This window comes from Cellulosimicrobium cellulans, assembly GCF_024124905.1.
Classification (GTDB): Bacteria; Actinomycetota; Actinomycetes; order Actinomycetales; family Cellulomonadaceae; genus Cellulosimicrobium; species Cellulosimicrobium cellulans_G.
On the sequence record NZ_JAMXST010000003.1, the window covers coordinates 655,428 to 671,765 of the forward strand.

Sequence of the window (16,338 nt, forward strand, 5' to 3'; positions counted from 1 at the left end):
GTCTCGCGGTACCCCGCGTCAGTGGGCGGGCGTGCCGTCCGTGACGTCCTCGCGGTCCGCGTTGCGGCGCAGCGACCGGAGCGCGGCGAGCACGAGCACGACGGCGAGCGCCGCGGCCGCGACGACGACCTCGAACCCGGCGTGCGCGCCGCCCGCGTCGATGCGCGACCCCGCGACGGACGACCCGATCGACACGCCGACGCCGAGCGACGTGCCGACCCAGGCGAGGCCCTCGGTGAGCTGGTTCGGCGCGACGAGGTTCTGGACGAGGTTGTTGCCGTTGATGAGCGTGGGCGCGATGGCGAACCCGGTCACGAACATCACCGCGGCGAGGACCGGGATCGAGGTGACGAAGAAGAACAGCGAGACACCCGCGGCGAGCGCGACGATCCCGATGACAAACCGGCGCCACAGCGGCGACACCCAGTGCCGCGCGCCGTACACGAGGCCGGAGATGAGCGAGCCCATGGCGAAGACGGCGAGGATCAGCCCGGCCGCGCCCTTCTGCCCCTGCTCCTCGGCGAACGCGATGGTCGACACGTCGGTCGCGCCGAACACGATGCCCATCGCCACGAAGATCACGGCGAGCACGATCATCCCGGCCGACCGCATCGCGGAGCGCTGCTTCACGCCGGGCTCCGGGACCACGACCGGCGGCTCAGTCGCGCGCTGCGACAGGAACCAGAGCCCGCCGACGACCGCCGCGACGAGCGGCACGAGAAGCCCCGCGGACGGCGACACGCTCGTCGCGAGCACGGTCGCGAGCACCGGGCCGACGACGAACACGAGCTCGTCGAGCGCCGACTCGAGCGAGTAGGCGGTGTGCAGGCGACGCGCGTCGGGCACCGTGTGGGTCCAGCGCGCGCGGACCATCGACCCGTACGACCCCTGCGTCGCGCCGGCGAGCGCCGCGAACGCGTAGAGCGTCCACTCGGGCGCGCGCAGCACCGCGCACAGGATGAGCCCGCCCAGGCCGACCGTCGCGGCCGCCAGCATCGGCAGCATGACGGCGCGCTGGCCGGTCCGGTCCACCAGCCGCGCGATCTGCGGCGACACGATCGCCTGCGCGACGACGAGCGCCGCCGCGACCCGGCCCGCGAGCGCGTACTCGCCGTAGATGCCCTGGATCATGAGGATCGTGCCGATGCCGACCATCGACATCGGCAGGCGCGCCACGAGCGCCGCGGCGGAGAACCGCCACGCGCCGGGCAGCGCGAGCACGGCGCGGTAGGGGTTCCGGGACGTCGTCCCGGCCTCCGCGGGGGTGCCCGACGTCGTCCCGTCGGTCGTCAGGTCGTCCCGCCGGTGCTCGGGGTGCTCGGGGTCGTCAGCGCGCGACGGAGAATCCTGGACCACCGTCCCAGTGTCGCACCCGGAAGCCGCCCGCCCGGTAGCGATTTCGCGGCTCGCGGCCGGACGTGACGACCGTCTCGCCACGTGGCCAGTCCGGCGCGCGCCGGTTGTCCGCCGGCCGTGCGGCGGCGACGATGGGCGCCATGACCGACAGCCCCGCACCCCGCGCCACGACCGTCACCGTCACCGACGAGGGCGACCGCTTCGAGGCCCGCACCGACGACGGCGTCGTCGCCGGGTTCGCCGCCTACGTCCGCGAGCCGGGGAAGGTGATCTTCACGCGCACCGAGGTCGACCCCGCGTTCGAGGGCCAGGGCGTCGGCTCCGCGCTCGCCGTCGGTGCGCTCGACCAGGTCCGGGCGTCGGGGGAGCGCGTCGTCCCGCTGTGCCCGTTCATCCGCGCGTACATCGAGCGCCACCCGGACTACGCGGACCTCACGCAGCGGTGAGGCGACACCCGGCGGCGGTGCGACGCTCGCCGGTGAGACGACGGAGCGCCCCGGTCCCGAGGGACCAGGGCGCTCGCGCGCGGCAGCGAACCGGCGAGGGTTCGCCAGGGGTCACGAGATGGTGCCGGTCCCCTCGCCCTCCATGCGCTCGTCGTGCAGCAGCTCGCCCTCGGCGTCGACCGGGACGATCGTGCCGTCGAACGTGATGGGCGAGCCCGGCTGGTAGCGGAAGTTCGTCGCGTACGAGTAGGACTGGCCGGTGCCGAACGTGTAGACGGTCGGCTCGCGGTACGCGCCCGGCGCCATGCCGTCGTCGTTCACGCCCTGCGCCTCGTACAGCTCGTCGTCGACGATGGTGTCCATGCCCTGCATGTACGGCCAGTCGTCGTAGCGCTCGTCGATGCTCACGAGGCTCGAGCCGAGGTCGATCGGCGCGCCCTCGTTCGTGATGACGTAGTTGACGAAGACGATGTCGTCGCCCTCGGCGATGATCGGCAGGTTGTTCTCCGGGTCGACGAACAGGCCGTCCTTCGTCGCCTGCGTGACGCCCACCTGGTAGACGTCGACGCGCACGTCGCCCACGTTGAAGGTCGAGATCTGCTCGCCCGGGGTCGTGACGGGGTTCGCCCAGTCGGGCAGCTCGCCGCTCGAGCCGGTCTCCTCCGCCGCGGCGTCGTCGACCTCCTCCGCGTCGTCGACCGGCGCGGTCTCCTCGGCGGACGTCTCGTCCGGCGTCGGCGTCTCGGGCGTGTCGCCGCCGACGTTGATGGTGCACGCGGTGAGGCCGAGCGCGAGCGCGGCGGCGACGGTCAGACGTGCGGCGGAACGGACGGGACGCATGGTGAGCTCCGGGTGTCGGGGAGAGGTGCCGGACGGACCTTACCCACAGACGAGCGCGCGCTTCGATGGGGAGCGGTGCCCATGAGACGGCCCGGGACCTTCGCCTGTTGCGCCGCGGCCGGGGCGCGAGGACCCTTCCCCTATGCCTCGCCGCTCCTTCTCCCCGGCCCCTCCCGCGTGCGCGGACCTGCGCGTTCGCCCCGCGACCTCCGCACCGTGGGGGTGCGCGTGAGTGCCCTGCGGGTCGAGCGCGCCGACGTCGTCGTCGTGGGTGGCGGTGGCGCAGGTCTCAGTGCCGCGCTCGCGATCGCGGAGGCCGCGGGCCAGGACGACCGCCGCTCGCCCGTCGTCGCGCTCGTCTCGAAGGTCTACCCGATGCGCTCGCACACCGTCGCCGCGGAGGGCGGGGCCGCGGGCGTCGTGGGCGACGACGACTCGCTCGAGCAGCACGTCGCCGACACCCTCGCCGGCGGCGCGGGGCTGTGCGAGGAGGAGTCCGTCCGGTTCGTCGTCGAGCGCGCGGCGGGCGAGCTGTACCGCCTGGAGCGCTGGGGCCTGCCGTGGTCGCGCACGGACGACGGCGACGTGGCCGTCCGCCGGTTCGGCGGCATGAGCCGGGCGCGCACCTGGTTCGCGGCCGACAAGACCGGCTTCCACCTGCTCCACACCCTGTTCCAGACGTCGCTGCGGTACTCGAGCGCGGACGGCCCGGTCCGCCGGTACGACGAGCACCACGTGCTCGACCTCGTGGTCGACGACCCGGACGGGCCGGACGCGCGGGTGCGCGGCGTCGTCGTGCACGACCAGCACCGCGGCGAGCCGCTGCTCCTGGAGGCGCCCGCGGTGGTCCTCGCGACGGGCGGCTCGGCGCGCGCGTGGGGGACCAGCACGAACGCGGGCATCTGCACGGGCGACGGCACCGCGATGGCGCTGCGGGCGGGCGTGCCGCTGCGCGACATGGAGTTCCTCCAGTTCCACCCGACCGGCCTGCCGGGCAGCGGCATCCTGCTCACGGAGGCCGCCCGCGGCGAGGGCGGCGTGCTGCTCGACGCCGAGGGCCGCCGCTACCTCGCCGACTACGGGCTCGGCCCGGAGACGCCCGTCGGGGCGCCGGTGCCGCGCACCATGGAGCTCGGGCCGCGCGACCGGCTCTCGCAGGCGTTCTGGCACGCCGACCGCGACGGGCGCACGATCCCGACGCCCGACGGCGGCGTCGTCCTGCTCGACCTGCGCCACCTCGGCAAGGAGCGCCTCGCCGAGCGGCTGCCCCTGGTGACCGGCCTCGCCCGGCAGTTCGCGGGCGTCGACCCGGCGACCGAGCCCGTCCCCGTCCGCCCGACGGCGCACTACACGATGGGCGGCATCCGCACCGACGTGCGCGGCACGACCGCCGTCGCCGGGCTGTTCGCCGCGGGGGAGTGCGCGTCCACGGGTCTGCACGGCGCCAACCGGCTCGGGTCCAACTCGCTCGTCGAGACCCTCGTCGTCGGGCGCGCGGCGGGCGAGGCGGCGCTCGCGTGGGCGCGGTCGGTCGGGCACCCGGGGGCCGACAGCGGCGCGGCGGGTGCCGGGGCCGGCGTCGGTCCGGCGTCGGCGGACGGGGCGGTGGTCGACCGCGCCGCCGAGATCGCCGACGGCTACCTTGCGATGCGGGGCCGCGGGACCGAGCCGCCCGCCGCGATCCGGGCCGAGCTCGGGCGCGTCCTCGACGCCGACGCCGGGATCTACCGTGACGCCGACGGGCTGCGGCGGGCGCTCGCGGCGGTCGAGGACCTCCGCGCCCGGTACGCCGACGTGCGCGTCGCCGACACGAGCGCCGTGCTCAACACCGACTGGGCGACGACCGTCGAGCTCGGCGCGACCCTGCTCGTCGCGCACGCGACCGTCGCCGCCGCGCTCGCGCGCGAGGAGTCCCGCGGCGCCCACCAGCGCCTCGACTTCCCGGAGCGCGAGCCGGTGGCACACCACTCGGAGGCCCGGCTGGGCGTGGACGGCACGCTGGAGGTAGAGCACGTCCCCGTGGGTGCGGTCGCCGCGCCCCACCCCGTGGGCGCCGAACACGACCTGAGGGTCGGAAAGAGCCCGACAACGACCCCCATGTCGTTCTCGGCGGACGAGGGGGCGGGGTTGTGAGCGAGGCAGAGTCGCCGGTCGAGGGGCGCAGGGTGCGGCTGGAGGTCGCGCGGACGTCGCCCGACGGCGCGGGCACCGGGCGGCGGGACGTGTTCGACGTGCCCTACGACGACCGCACCTCCGTGCTCGACGCGCTCCAGTGGGTCAAGGACCACGCCGACCCCACGCTGACGTTCCGGTGGTCGTGCAAGATGGCCGTCTGCGGGAGCTGCGGCGTCATGGTCAACGGCCGCCCGGTGCTCGGCTGCGAGACGTTCGTGCGCGGCTACCGCACGTCCGGCCTCGTCGTCGAGCCGCTCGCGCACGCCGAGGTGCTGCGCGACCTCGTCGTCGACACCGACACGTTCCTCGGCAAGCTCGCCTCCGTGCAGCCCTGGCTCGTGCCCGACGGCGCCACGCGCCTCCCGCTCGTCGACCCGCCCTCGGGCGCAGCCGGGGCGGGGGCCGGGGCCGCCGGAGCGGGGGTCGGCGTCGGGGTCGAGGTGGGCGAGGGCGTCGACGGCTCGCGGACGCCGGACGGTGGGGACGTGCTGCGGGCGGTCGGGCCGGCGTCGGGTCACCGGCAGACGCCGGGCGAGCTCGCCGCGTTCAAGGGCTTCGCCGAGTGCATCGACTGCATGCTCTGCTACGCCGCGTGCCCGCAGCTCGACGTCGCGCCCGACTTCCTCGGCCCGGCCGTCGTCGCGACAGCGCGCCGCTGGGACGAGGACTCGCGCGACGCGGGCGAGCTCGACCGCGCCGACGTGCTCGACACCGAGTTCGGCGTCTGGCCGTGCATCCAGGTCGGCGCGTGCACGCAGGTCTGCCCCAAGGGCGTCGACCCCGCCCGCGCGCTCCGCGACGCCCAGCGCGTCGCGACGGACACGTGGGACGCGCGCGAACGCCGTCGCGCGACCTAGCCCCCTCGCGAGGTAGAGCCCTGGTCCCGCGAGGTAGAGGCGTGGTCGTGACCACGCCTCTACCTCGGCGGGGTCGTCAGCTCCCGAGAGCCGCGGAGACGACGTCCTTCGCCTCGGCCTGGACCTGGGTCAGGTGCTCGGCGGAGACGAACGACTCGGCGTAGATCTTGTAGACGTTCTCCGTGCCCGACGGCCGGGCCGCGAACCACGCGTTCTCGGTCGTCACCTTGAGCCCGCCGATCGGGGCGTCGTTGCCGGGCGCGTTCGTGAGCTTCGCGGTGATCGGCTCGCCCGCGAGCTCGGTCGCGGTGACCTGCTCGGGCGAGAGCTTGCCGAGCGTGGCCTTCTCCTCGAGCGTGGCGGGCGCGTCGACGCGCGCGTACCAGGACTCGCCGTAGCGCTCGACGAGGTCGCGGTGGTGCTCGGACGGCGTGCGACCCGTCGTCGCGATGATCTCCGACGCGAGCAGTGCGAGGAGGAGGCCGTCCTTGTCGGTCGACCAGACGCGGCCGTCCTTGCGCAGGAACGACGCCCCGGCGGACTCCTCGCCGCCGAACCCGACGGTCCCGTCGAGCAGGCCGGGCACGAACCACTTGAACCCGACCGGCACCTCGACGAGGCGCCGCCCGAGGCCGCCCGCGACCCGGTCGATGAGCGCGGACGACACGAGCGTCTTGCCGATCGCGGCGTCGTCGCGCCAGCCCTCGCGCGCGCCGCCGTAGAGGTACTGGATCGCGACGGCGAGGTAGTGGTTGGGGTTCATGAGCCCGGCGTCGGGCGTGACGATCCCGTGGCGGTCGGAGTCGGCGTCGTTCCCGGTCGCGACGTCGAACGGCGCGCCGCCCTCGGCGTCGCCGGAGTCGCCGGTCATCCCCGCGACGAGCGACGCCATCGCGTACGGCGACGAGCAGTCCATGCGGATCTTGCCGTCCCAGTCGAGCGTCATGAACGCCCAGCGCGGGTCGACCTGCGGGTTGACGACCGTGAGGTCGAGCCCGTACCGCTCGCCGATCTCGCCCCAGTACTCGACCGACGCGCCGCCCAGCGGGTCGGCGCCGATCCGCACGCCGGAGTCGCGGATCGCGTCGAGGTCGAGGACGTTCGCCAGGTCGTCGACGTACGTGGTGAGGAAGTCGTGCTTGTGCACGTGCTCGGACGTGAGCGCCTGGGTCAGCGGCACGCGCGGCACGCTGCCGACGCCGGTGCGCAGGATCTCGTTGGCGCGGTCCGCGATCCAGCCGGTCGCCTCCGAGCCGGCGGGGCCGCCGTGCGGCGGGTTGTACTTGAAGCCGCCGTCGCGCGGGGGGTTGTGCGACGGCGTCACGACGATCCCGTCCGCCAGCCCGGGCCCGGTGGTGCGGACGCCGTCGACCGTCGTCGCCTCGTTGTGCAGGAGGATCGACTGCGAGACGGCGGGGGTGGGGGTGAACGAGTCGCGCGCGTCGACGTAGGTCTGGACGCCCGCGGCGACGAGGACCTCGAGCGCGGTCTGCCACGCGGGCAGCGACAGCGCGTGCGTGTCGCGCCCGATGAACAGCGGGCCGTCCGTGCCCTGCGAGCGCCGGTACTCGACGATCGCCGCGGTGATCGCGATGATGTGCGCCTCGTTGAACGCGTGATCGAGGCTCGACCCGCGGTGGCCCGACGTGCCGAACACGACCTTCTGGGCAGGGTCGTCGACGTCGGGGGTGAGGTCGTAGTAGGCGCCGACCACGGCGTCGACGTCGATGAGGTCGCTGGGCTGGGCGGGGGTGCCGGCGCGGGGATCCATGGGTCGATCCTGCCAGGGGTGGCGCCCGCGCGTCAGCCGCTACCGCGGTGCGACCAGACCTCTACCTCGGCGGACCAGACCTCTACCTCGGCGGACCGGGGCTCTACCTCGGCCGACCGGGGCTCTACCTCGGCGGACCGGGGCTCTACGTCGGCTCGGGGGTGTTCGCGCGGTCGATCGCCATCTCGACGGCGTCGAGGAGGCGGTCGAGGCTCGCGTCGAAGGGGCCCTGCGGGGCGTCGAACCCGCCCGCGACGTAGACGCGGGTCATGACGGGGTAGCGCTCGACGTCGAACCAGTCCTCCCAGAAGCTGCCGAGCGTCGTCCAGTACTCGTCGTTGCCGACGCCGGTCGCGTCGCGCTCGGTCCGCTCGGCGATCGTGGCGCGCGCGAGGCCCTGGACGTAGTTGTCGACGAGGCCGAGCGTGTCGACGACCTGGAGCTCGGAGAGGCCGGTGTCGACGATCGTGCGCAGCCCTGCCTCCTGGGCGTCGAGGACGTGCGGCGCGAGCGGGGCGCGCCACATGTTGGTCTGCAGGATCCAGGGGTGGCGCAGGTAGAGGTTCCACAGTTCGTGCGCGTACTGCGCCAGCGCGGGCCGCCACGGGGCTCCCGCCGCCGGCAGGTCGAGCTCGGCGTACGCGCGGTCGATCATGAGGTCGACGAGCTCGGTGCGGCCGGGCACGTAGGTGTACAGCGACATCGCGCCGACCCCGAGCTCGGTCGCGACGCGTCGCATGGACAGCGCGTCGAGCCCGCCCTCCTGCGCGACGGCGGTCCCGGCCTTCACGACGTCGTCGAGCGTGAGGCGCGGCTTGCGCCCGCGCGTCGCGGGCGCGGGCGGGTCCCACAGGAGCGCGAGGCGGCGCGTGATCTCGGGCGTCCGGACGACCTCGGTGAACTGGGCCCGTGCGTGCTCCGCGGCCTGCACGGCGGAGGCGACCCCGGCGTCCGCGGCCGCGACGACGCCGCGCGGTCGCTCCGGCTCCTCCGGCTCCGGGGGCGCGGGCGAGGTCTGCGGGGTGCCCGACGGCGCGAGGTCGCCGTCGCGCTCGTCGGTGCGGTCGGTCGTCACGTGCGTATCCTCCCCGACTTCGGTCGCGTCCCGCCCGGAGGAGCCCGGCGGGACAAAGGCTTGCCTGTTCCCGTACACCGTATGCTAACGTGGATCGTCAATTTCGGTACGGCGTACGAAAGGGTGGCTCCGGTGATCCGAGCCCGTGGCCTGACCAAGACCTTCCATCGCAAGAAAGAGACCGTCGAAGCCGTCAAGGGCATCGACGTCGACGTCCGGGAGGGCGAGCTCGTCGCCTTCCTCGGTCCCAACGGGGCCGGCAAGTCCACGACCCTGAGGATGCTGACGAGCCTCCTCGAACCGACCGCCGGGACCGCCGAGGTCGCCGGCTACGACGTCGCCCGCGACCCGGCACGGGTCCGCTCCCGCATCGGCTTCATCGGCCAGGGCAACGGCGGCGGCTACTCCTACCGCGTGCTCGACGAGCTGCACAACCAGGGCCGGTTCTACGGTCTGCCGCCCGCCGAGTACGCGCGGCGCGCCGCCGACCTGCTCGCCGCGCTCGACCTCGGCGGGCTCGAGAAGCGCACGGTCCAGTCGCTCTCCGGCGGGCAGCGGCGTCGGCTCGACGTCGCGCTCGGGCTCATGAACCACCCGCCGCTGCTGTTCCTCGACGAGCCGACGACGGGCCTCGACCCCCACGCCCGCGCCAACCTGTGGGAGCACATCGCCGCGATGCGCGAGCGGTACGGCATGACGATCGTGCTCACCACGCACTACCTCGACGAGGCCGACAGCATGGCCGAGCGCGTCGTCGTCATCGACCACGGCGAGATCATCGCCGACGCCACGCCGGACGCGCTCAAGCACAGCCACGCCGACGACGTCATCACGCTCGCGGTGGTCCCCGCGGCCGGCGGGAGCAGCGTCCCCGGCGAAGGGCCGGTCGCGGTGCCCGACGTCGTCGGCCGCGTCCGCGCGTCCCTCGCCGAGGACGTGGGTCAGGTCGAGAGCACGAGCGGCGCCGACGGCGTCGTGTCCGTCCGGATCTCCACGACCCACGGCGCCGACCGGCTGCCCGAGGCCATCGAGGCGCTGCGCGTCGGCGGCCTGGCCGTCCGCTCGGCCGAGCTCAAGCAGGCGAGCCTCGACGACGTGTTCCTCAACCTCACCGGGCGCAGCCTGCGAGAGGAGGCCGCATGAGCACGCGCACCGACCTGTCGTCCCCGGCGAGCCGGACGACGCCCGGCACCGACGCGGTGATGCGGACCGGGGCCGCGAAGTTCCTCGCCGACACCTGGGCCGTCTTCACGCGCGAGATCCTGCTCGTCCTGCGTGATCCCTTCACGCTGATCTTCTCGCTGCTCCAGCCGCTGATCTTCCTCGGCCTGTTCGGCCCGCTGCTCACGGGCGCGGTCGGCGGGTTCGGGGGTGGAGCGCCCGGCGGCGGCGGGTCGACGGCGGAGACGCTGCAGTGGTTCGTGCCCGGCGTGATCGTCATGATCTCGCTGTTCGGCACGTCCATGAGCGGGTCGAACCTGCTGTACGAGATGATGACCGGCTCCTACGAGCGCGTCCTCGCGACGCCGCTCGACCGGTCCGCGATCCTCGTCGGCCGCTCGCTCAAGGAGTTCGCGCCGCTCGTCGTGCAGGGCCTGCTCATCGCGCTCGTCTGCGTCCCGTTCGGGTTCACGCTCTACCCGCTGCACCTGCTCGTCGGGCTGCTGCTGCTCGGGCTGTTCGGCATCGGCGTGGGCGCGCTGTCGATCGCGCTCGCGCTCGCCGCGAAGAACCGCGAGTGGCTGTTCTGGGGCGTGCAGCAGTCGCTGCTGTTCCCGCTGCTCATCCTCTCCGGGATGATGCTGCCGCTCGAGGCCGGGCCGGCGTGGATGCGCACGGCGGCGCTGTTCAACCCGCTGACGTACATCGTCGACGCGGAGCGCGCGCTGCTCGCCGGGAGGTTCGCGGACCCCGACGTGCTGTGGGGCTTCGTCGCCGCGGCGGTGACGTGCGTCGTCGGCCTCTGGATCGGCATCCGCCGCACCCGCAAGACGGTCTGACCCTCGCGGCGAACCCGGGACCGCTCCCCACCGCGACACCGTCGTGGGGAGCGACCCCGGGTTCGACCGAGGACGTTCGTCCCGGGTCGGGCGGACGTCGTGCCCGTCCTCGCGGTGTTCGCCGCGAGGCGCTACTCGGGCGGTCGTACGCTCGCAGAGGCCCGGTGACCCGGGCCGACGACGGGACGAGAGGGTCGAGGGTGAGCGAGACCGAGACGGCGCAGGGGACGCGGGACCGCGCGGGGAGGGTGGTCGTGCGGCGGCACGCCGAGGTCGTCGCGGCGGCGCAGGACCCCGTCCTCTTCTCCAGCGCGGCGTCGGCCCACCTGCAGGTGCCCAACGGGCTCGACGGCGCGGAGCACGCGCGGGCGCGCCGGCTCCTCGACCCGTTCTTCGCCCCGGACGAGCTCGCGTGGCTCGCCCCGGTGCTCGACGACCTCGCCGCCGGGCTGGTCGACGACGTCGCGGGCGGCCCGTTCGACGCCGTCGAGCTCGGCGCCCGCTACGCCGTGCGCGCCCAGTCGGCGTGGCTCGGCTGGCCCGCCGACCTCGAGGCCGAGCTGCTCGACTGGGTCGCGGAGAACCGTGCCGCGACCCGCTCCGGCGACCGCGCCTGGACGGGTCGTGTCGCCGCGCGCTTCGACCGCATCGTCCGCGGCCTGCTCGACGCGCGCCGCGCCGGCGCGACGGTCGGACCGGCACCGACCGGCCCGGAGCGCGACCCCGCGACCGGTCCCGACGTCACCGCCCGGCTGCTCGCCCAGCACGACGACGGCCGCCCGGCCTGGACGGACGAGGAGCTCGTCTCGATCCTGCGCAACTGGACCGGGGGAGACCTGTCCTCGCTCGCCCTGTGCGCGGGCGTCGTCGTGCACTGGCTGACCGAGCACCCCGAGCACCAGCGCCACCTGCGCGACGCCCCGGACGCCGCGCTCGACGCGGCGGTCGACGAGATCCTGCGCCTCGACGACCCGTTCGTGTCCAACCGGCGCGTCGCGACGCGCGACACCGTCGTGGCCGGGTGCCCCGTCGCCGCGGGCGAGCAGGTCGTGCTCGACTGGCGCGCGGCCAACCGCGACCCGGAGGCGTTCGACGACCCGGCCGCGTACGACCCGGAGGGCCACGCCGACCGCAACCTCGTCTACGGGACGGGTCCGCACGTGTGCCCGGGCCGCCCGCTCGCGACGCTCGAGCTGCGCGTCCTCGTCCGCCGCCTCCTGCGCGCGGGCACGGTCGTGCACGACGACGCGCGGCCGGCCGAGCGCGAGACCGCGCCCGTCGCGGGCTTCCGCACCGTCCCGGTGCGCGTCGTCGCCGCCCGCTGACCCACCCAGCCCCGACGGCGACCGAGCCCCGACGAGACGGGAGAAGTGGCCCCTCCGACACCGGCCGGAGGGGCCACTTCTCCCATCTCGGTCGGTCGCTACGAGGCGAGGTCCGCACCCGCGGCGGGTCCGGCGTCGGGCACGCGCGGCCACGGGACCGCGTGGCCCGACGCGAGCGACGCGCGCGCGTCGAGGACGCGCTGGTTGGTGCTCCCGCGGAACGCGAGGGTGAGGTCGCGGCGCGCGAGCTCGAAGCGGCCGTCGACGAGCACGTCGACCTCGGCGAGCAGCGCGCGCTGGTCGGGGGAGCCGGTGCGCAGCTCCTCGAGGGTGTAGCCCGTCCAGCACCACACGTCCTTGCGGTCGCCGTGCTCCGCGCGCAGCCGGCGGACGAGCCGCAGGCACACCTCCGTGTTGAGGAACGGCTCCCCGCCGAGCAGGGAGAGGCCCTGCACGGCGGGGTGCGCGAGGTCGGCGAGGACGCGCTCCTCCAGCGCGTCGTCGTAGGGGCGTCCGTAGCGGAAGCTCCACGCGGCCTCGTTGAAGCAGCCCTCGCACGCGAACAGGCAGCCGCTCACGTAGAGCGAGCAACGCACGCCCTCGCCGTCGACCATGACGAACGGCTTGTAGTCCGCGACGTACCCCCGGCTGACGCGGTCCGAGCGCCAGCCGGGGCCCGGGGTGCGTGCCACCGTCCCTCCTACGCGGTGCCCGACGGCGCAGCCCGGCCCGGTGCGGTCGGCGCGCCGTCGTCCACGGTGGACGACGGCGGTCCCGCCAGGTGCTTGACCCGCGCGGAGATCTCCGCGTGGCGGCCGTGCACCATGGGGCGCTGCTGCGGGTTGCCGAGGTATCCGCACGTGCGCTTCACGACGTCGCACGTGCGCGGGTCGGCGTTGCCGCACGACGGGCACGCGAAGCCGCGCGCGGTCGGGTCGAAGTCGCCCGTGAACCCGCACGCGTAGCAGCGGTCGATGGGCGTGTTCGTGCCGAGGTAGCCCACGCGGTCGTACGCGTAGTCCCAGACCGCCTCCAGGGCCTTCGGGTTCTGCTGGAGCACGGGGTACTCGCAGTAGTGGATGAACCCGCCGGATGTGTACCGCGCGTACTCGGCCTCGAAGTCGAGCTTCTCGAACGGCGTCGGGCTCTTGCGGACGTCGTAGTGGAAGCTGTTCGTGTAGTAGTCCTTGTCGGTGATGTCGGGCACCGCGCCGAACCGCTCCCGGTCGAGGCGGCAGAACCGGTCGGTGAGGCTCTCGCTCGGCGTCGCGTAGACGCTGATCCGGTAGCCGAGCCGCGCCGTCCACCCGGCGGCGTGCGCGTGCAGGGACCGCAGCACGTCGAGCGTCAGCTCCTTGGCCCGCGGGTCGTGCTCCCAGGCGCCGCCGTAGAACGCGGCGGCCACCTCGTACAGCCCGATGTACCCGAGCGACACCGTGGCGCGGCCGTCGCGGAAGAGCCGGTCGACGTCGTCGTCCGGTGCGAGGCGCTCCCCGAAGGCCCCGTGGACGTAGAGGATCGGCGCGTTGCCCGGCGTCGCCTCCTTGCAGCGCTCGATGCGGAAGACGAGCGCGTCGTGCACGGTCTCCAGGCGCTCGTCGAGCAGTCGCCAGAACATGTCGAGGTCGCCGTCCGCCTCGAGCGCGATGCGCGGGAGGTTGAGCGTCACGACGCCCAGGTTCATGCGCCCCTCGGAGACGTCCTGGCCGTGCTCGTCCTGCCAGCCCTGGAGGAACGACCGGCACCCCATGGGCACCTTGAACGACCCGGTGAGCTCGACGATCTTGTCGTACGACAGCACGTCCGGGTACATGCGCTTCGTCGCGCACTCGACCGCGAGCTGCTTGAGGTCGTGGTTGGGGTTGCCGGGGTCGAGGTTCACGCCGCGGCGCAGCGTGAAGATGAGCTTGGGGAAGATCGCGGTGCGGCCCTCGCTCCCGAGGCCGCGGATCCGGATCTGGAGGATCGCGCGCTGGATCTCGCGCTCCAGCCAGCCCGTGCCGAGCCCGAACCCGACCGACGTGAACGGCGTCTGCCCGTTCGACGTGAACAGGGTGTTGATCTCGTACTCCAGCGACTGCATCGCGTCGTAGATGTCCTTGCGCGTCTTCTCGCGCGCGTACTCCTCGTGCGCGGACGGGTCGGCGATCCAGCGGCGCGCGTCCGCGAGGTGCTTCTCCAGGTTGCGCTCGGCGTAGGGAGCGAGGAGCTCGTCGATGCGGTTGACCGAGCACCCGCCGTACTGGCTGGAGGACACGTTCGCGATGATCTGGCTGATCTGCGCCGTCGCGGTCTGGATCGAGCGGGGAGGCTCCACCTGCGCGTTCCCGATCCGGAAGCCGCTCGACAGCATCGACCGGAAGTCGATGAGGCAGCAGTTCGTCATGGGCGCGTAGGGGTGGTAGTCGAGGTCGTGGTAGTGCAGGTCGCCCTTCTGGTGCGCGTTGGCGACGTGCGGCGGGAGCATCCGCAGCCCGATCGCCTTGCCCACGGTCCCGGCCGTGAGGTCGCGCTGGGTGTTGAAGACCTCGCTGTCCTTGTTCGCGTTCTCGTTGACGACCGTGGAGTCCTTGTCCAGCAGCCGCACGATCGAGTGGTTGAGGTCCGTCGCGCGGCTGCGCGCGAAGTCGCGCTGCACGCGGTAGTCGATGTAGGCGCGGGCGACGTCGTACTCGTGCGACCCGAGCAGCACGTGCTCGACGACGCCCTGGATCTCGTAGATCTTCACGGTGCCGACGAACCGCGCGGCGATCTCCGCGTCGACGCGGTCCACGACCTCGTCGACACGGCTCCGGTGCGCGGCCGTGAGGTCGCCGTGCACCTCCGCGAAGGCCTTCGTCACGGCGGCGCGGATGCGGCCGTCGTCGAACGGCCGCCGACGGCCGTCGCGCTTGAGGACCTCCAGCGTGGCGGTCGTGATGCGCGGTGCTGCCTGGTCGAGCTCGATGGTGGTCATCGCTCGTCCCCTCTGCCCACCGAGTTCTCGTCTGCGTCCCGCAGGGGTTGCGAGACGGACCGCACCCCAACATGTGGGGTCTGGATCACGGCTGCGCCACCATATCTAGTTCGCAGGGCCCGTGCGACGCGCATCCCCGGCGTGGCGGGGAGCGCGGGACAGGTCGTGACCTTGGTCCCGTCGGGGCGGGTCCTGGGGCCCGGCGCGACGGGGATTTCTCGCGGTCGGGACCGTGCGTCGCGGCGCTAGCCTCGGGGCGTGTCCCGACGTCCCCCCGGCTGGGTGCCGAACCAGCACGGCGCGTGGCCGATGCTGCTCCTGCCGTTCGTCGTCGGGTCGGTCCGGGGGATCCAGGACGCCGGGTTCCGGCCCGTGACCGTCGCGCTCGGTGCGCTGTGGCTCGTCGGCTACCTCGCCTACTTCGCGGCCGGGCTCTGGCTGAAGTCGCGTCGTCGGCCGCGCTACCGGCGCCCGATGCTCACGTACGGCGCGACCGCCGCGGCGCTCGGGCTGGTCGTGCTCGTGCTCGACCCGGCGCTCGTGCTCTGGGCGCCCGCGTTCGTCCCGTTCCTCGCGCTCGGGCTGTGGGCCTCCGCCCAGCGCACCGAGCGGTCGGTCGCCGCGGGCGGCGCGATGACCGTCGCGGCGTCGCTCATGACGGTCGTCGCGTACGCCGCGTGCCGGCCCCCGGGCGCGCCCGTGCTGGCGGTCCCCGTGGTGGTGTGGCTCGTCGCCGCGCTCCTGCTCGCCTACCTGTTCGGGACCGTGCTCTACGTCAAGACGATGATCCGCGAGCGCGGCGTGCGGTCGTACGTCGTCGCCTCGGTCGCATACCACGCGGCGGTCACCGTCGCGGCGGGCGTGGTCGCCGTCGTGCACGACCCCTCGTGGTGGTGGGCGACGGCGTTCCTCGCCGCGGCGACGGTGCGCGCGGCCGCGCTGCCGGGACGGCCCCTGAGCCCGCGGGCCGTCGGGATCGGGGAGATCGTCGCGACCGTGCTGCTGCTCGTCGTCGCGCTCGCCGTGCGGTAGGGCTGCCGTCCGTCTCGCGCGGGTCCTGCCCCCCCCGTGCTGCCGGGTGCGGACGACGGCTGCCGGACGGTCGGCGGCGTCCGGTGGTTCACTGGCCCGATGGACGACGACGCGCCCCTCACGGTCTCCGGCCTCGGCGAGCGCGTCGAGGCCGTCTCGGCGCTCTACGCGCGCAAGTTCGGCGTCGAGCGCGACCCGGACTGGTTCATGCTCAAGCTCGCCGAGGAGGTCGGGGAGCTCACCCAGGCGTTCCTCGTCACGACGGGACGCACCCGCCCGCGCGGGGACGCACCGCCGTCCGGCGCCGCCCCTGACGGGGCCACCGGGAACGACGGCGGGGCCTCGCCCCTCGCGGACGAGGTCGCCGACGTCCTGGCGCACCTGCTCCTGCTCGCGCGCTCCCAGGGGGTCGACGTCGACGCGGCCGTACGGCGCAAGTGGCTCGCGTGGGAGGCGGAGCTGCCGTGACCCGGCGCCGGTCCGGCGCCGTGCGGCCGGGGCGCTA

Annotated in this window: 14 protein-coding genes; 8 read left to right on the top strand and 6 right to left on the bottom strand. The window is 74.0% G+C overall.

Annotated elements, in window-relative coordinates; all coding sequences use genetic code 11:
* Positions 1–18: 18 nt before the first annotated feature.
* Complete coding sequence (locus NHH00_RS11615; RefSeq protein WP_253052515.1) at positions 19–1,293, bottom strand: MFS transporter; 1,275 nt, start codon at positions 1,291–1,293, stop codon at positions 19–21.
* A gap of 203 nt (positions 1,294–1,496) precedes the next feature.
* Between NHH00_RS11615 and NHH00_RS11620 the strand changes: the two genes are divergently transcribed.
* On the top strand, positions 1,497–1,802 hold the full coding sequence (locus NHH00_RS11620; protein WP_253052242.1) for a GNAT family N-acetyltransferase: 306 nt from the start codon (positions 1,497–1,499) through the stop codon (positions 1,800–1,802).
* A 111-nt stretch (positions 1,803–1,913) separates the two neighbouring features.
* Here the strand turns inward: NHH00_RS11620 and NHH00_RS11625 are convergent, their stop codons facing one another.
* Positions 1,914–2,642: a hypothetical protein gene (locus NHH00_RS11625; RefSeq protein ID WP_253052244.1), complete on the bottom strand. Its 729-nt coding sequence runs from the start codon at positions 2,640–2,642 to the stop codon at positions 1,914–1,916.
* 228 nt (positions 2,643–2,870) lie between these two features.
* On the opposite strand from NHH00_RS11625, the gene NHH00_RS11630 reads away from it, so the two are divergent.
* Together NHH00_RS11630 and NHH00_RS11635 are read left to right on the top strand one after the other, a co-directional pair.
* Entirely contained in the window at positions 2,871–4,775 is a 1,905-nt protein-coding gene (locus NHH00_RS11630; protein WP_253052246.1) for an FAD-binding protein, read from the top strand.
* Positions 4,772–5,674: a 2Fe-2S iron-sulfur cluster-binding protein gene (locus tag NHH00_RS11635; protein ID WP_253052248.1), complete on the top strand. Its 903-nt coding sequence runs from the start codon at positions 4,772–4,774 to the stop codon at positions 5,672–5,674. Before NHH00_RS11630 ends, NHH00_RS11635 begins: the two co-directional genes overlap by 4 nt.
* A gap of 76 nt (positions 5,675–5,750) precedes the next feature.
* Here the strand turns inward: NHH00_RS11635 and pgm are convergent, their stop codons facing one another.
* Positions 5,751–7,445 carry a phosphoglucomutase (alpha-D-glucose-1,6-bisphosphate-dependent) gene (pgm, locus tag NHH00_RS11640; protein ID WP_253052250.1) on the bottom strand — a complete coding sequence of 565 codons (1,695 nt, stop codon included), beginning with the start codon at positions 7,443–7,445 and terminating at the stop codon, positions 5,751–5,753.
* Between the two features lie 145 nt (positions 7,446–7,590).
* A complete protein-coding gene (locus NHH00_RS11645; RefSeq protein ID WP_253052252.1) occupies positions 7,591–8,520 on the bottom strand; it encodes a TetR/AcrR family transcriptional regulator in 930 nt (309 codons plus the stop codon).
* Between the two features lie 132 nt (positions 8,521–8,652).
* Between NHH00_RS11645 and NHH00_RS11650 the strand changes: the two genes are divergently transcribed.
* The 3 genes from NHH00_RS11650 (at position 8,653) to NHH00_RS21080 (ending at position 11,845) form a co-directional block, all read left to right on the top strand.
* Entirely contained in the window at positions 8,653–9,663 is a 1,011-nt protein-coding gene (locus NHH00_RS11650; protein ID WP_253052257.1) for an ABC transporter ATP-binding protein, read from the top strand.
* Positions 9,660–10,520, top strand: coding sequence for an ABC transporter permease (locus tag NHH00_RS11655; protein ID WP_374614844.1), 861 nt, complete (start codon positions 9,660–9,662; stop codon positions 10,518–10,520). Before NHH00_RS11650 ends, NHH00_RS11655 begins: the two co-directional genes overlap by 4 nt.
* A gap of 200 nt (positions 10,521–10,720) precedes the next feature.
* Positions 10,721–11,845 carry a cytochrome P450 gene (locus NHH00_RS21080; RefSeq protein ID WP_253052261.1) on the top strand — a complete coding sequence of 375 codons (1,125 nt, stop codon included), beginning with the start codon at positions 10,721–10,723 and terminating at the stop codon, positions 11,843–11,845.
* Between the two features lie 98 nt (positions 11,846–11,943).
* Here NHH00_RS21080 and nrdG read toward each other — a convergent pair whose 3' ends face one another.
* Both nrdG and nrdD read right to left on the bottom strand, forming a co-directional pair.
* Positions 11,944–12,537, bottom strand: a complete 594-nt coding sequence (gene nrdG, locus NHH00_RS11665) for an anaerobic ribonucleoside-triphosphate reductase activating protein (RefSeq protein WP_253052263.1) — start codon at positions 12,535–12,537, stop codon at positions 11,944–11,946.
* 8 nt (positions 12,538–12,545) lie between these two features.
* Positions 12,546–14,801 carry an anaerobic ribonucleoside-triphosphate reductase gene (gene nrdD / locus NHH00_RS11670; RefSeq protein WP_253052265.1) on the bottom strand — a complete coding sequence of 752 codons (2,256 nt, stop codon included), beginning with the start codon at positions 14,799–14,801 and terminating at the stop codon, positions 12,546–12,548.
* Between the two features lie 258 nt (positions 14,802–15,059).
* Here nrdD and NHH00_RS11675 point away from each other — a divergent pair, with 258 nt between their 5' ends.
* Positions 15,060–15,833 (top strand): YwiC-like family protein, encoded by a 774-nt coding sequence (locus NHH00_RS11675; protein ID WP_253052267.1) that lies wholly within the window; start codon positions 15,060–15,062, stop codon positions 15,831–15,833.
* Between the two features lie 99 nt (positions 15,834–15,932).
* Positions 15,933–16,301 (top strand): MazG nucleotide pyrophosphohydrolase domain-containing protein, encoded by a 369-nt coding sequence (locus NHH00_RS11680; RefSeq protein ID WP_253052269.1) that lies wholly within the window; start codon positions 15,933–15,935, stop codon positions 16,299–16,301.
* The last annotated feature ends 37 nt before the right edge of the window (positions 16,302–16,338 follow it).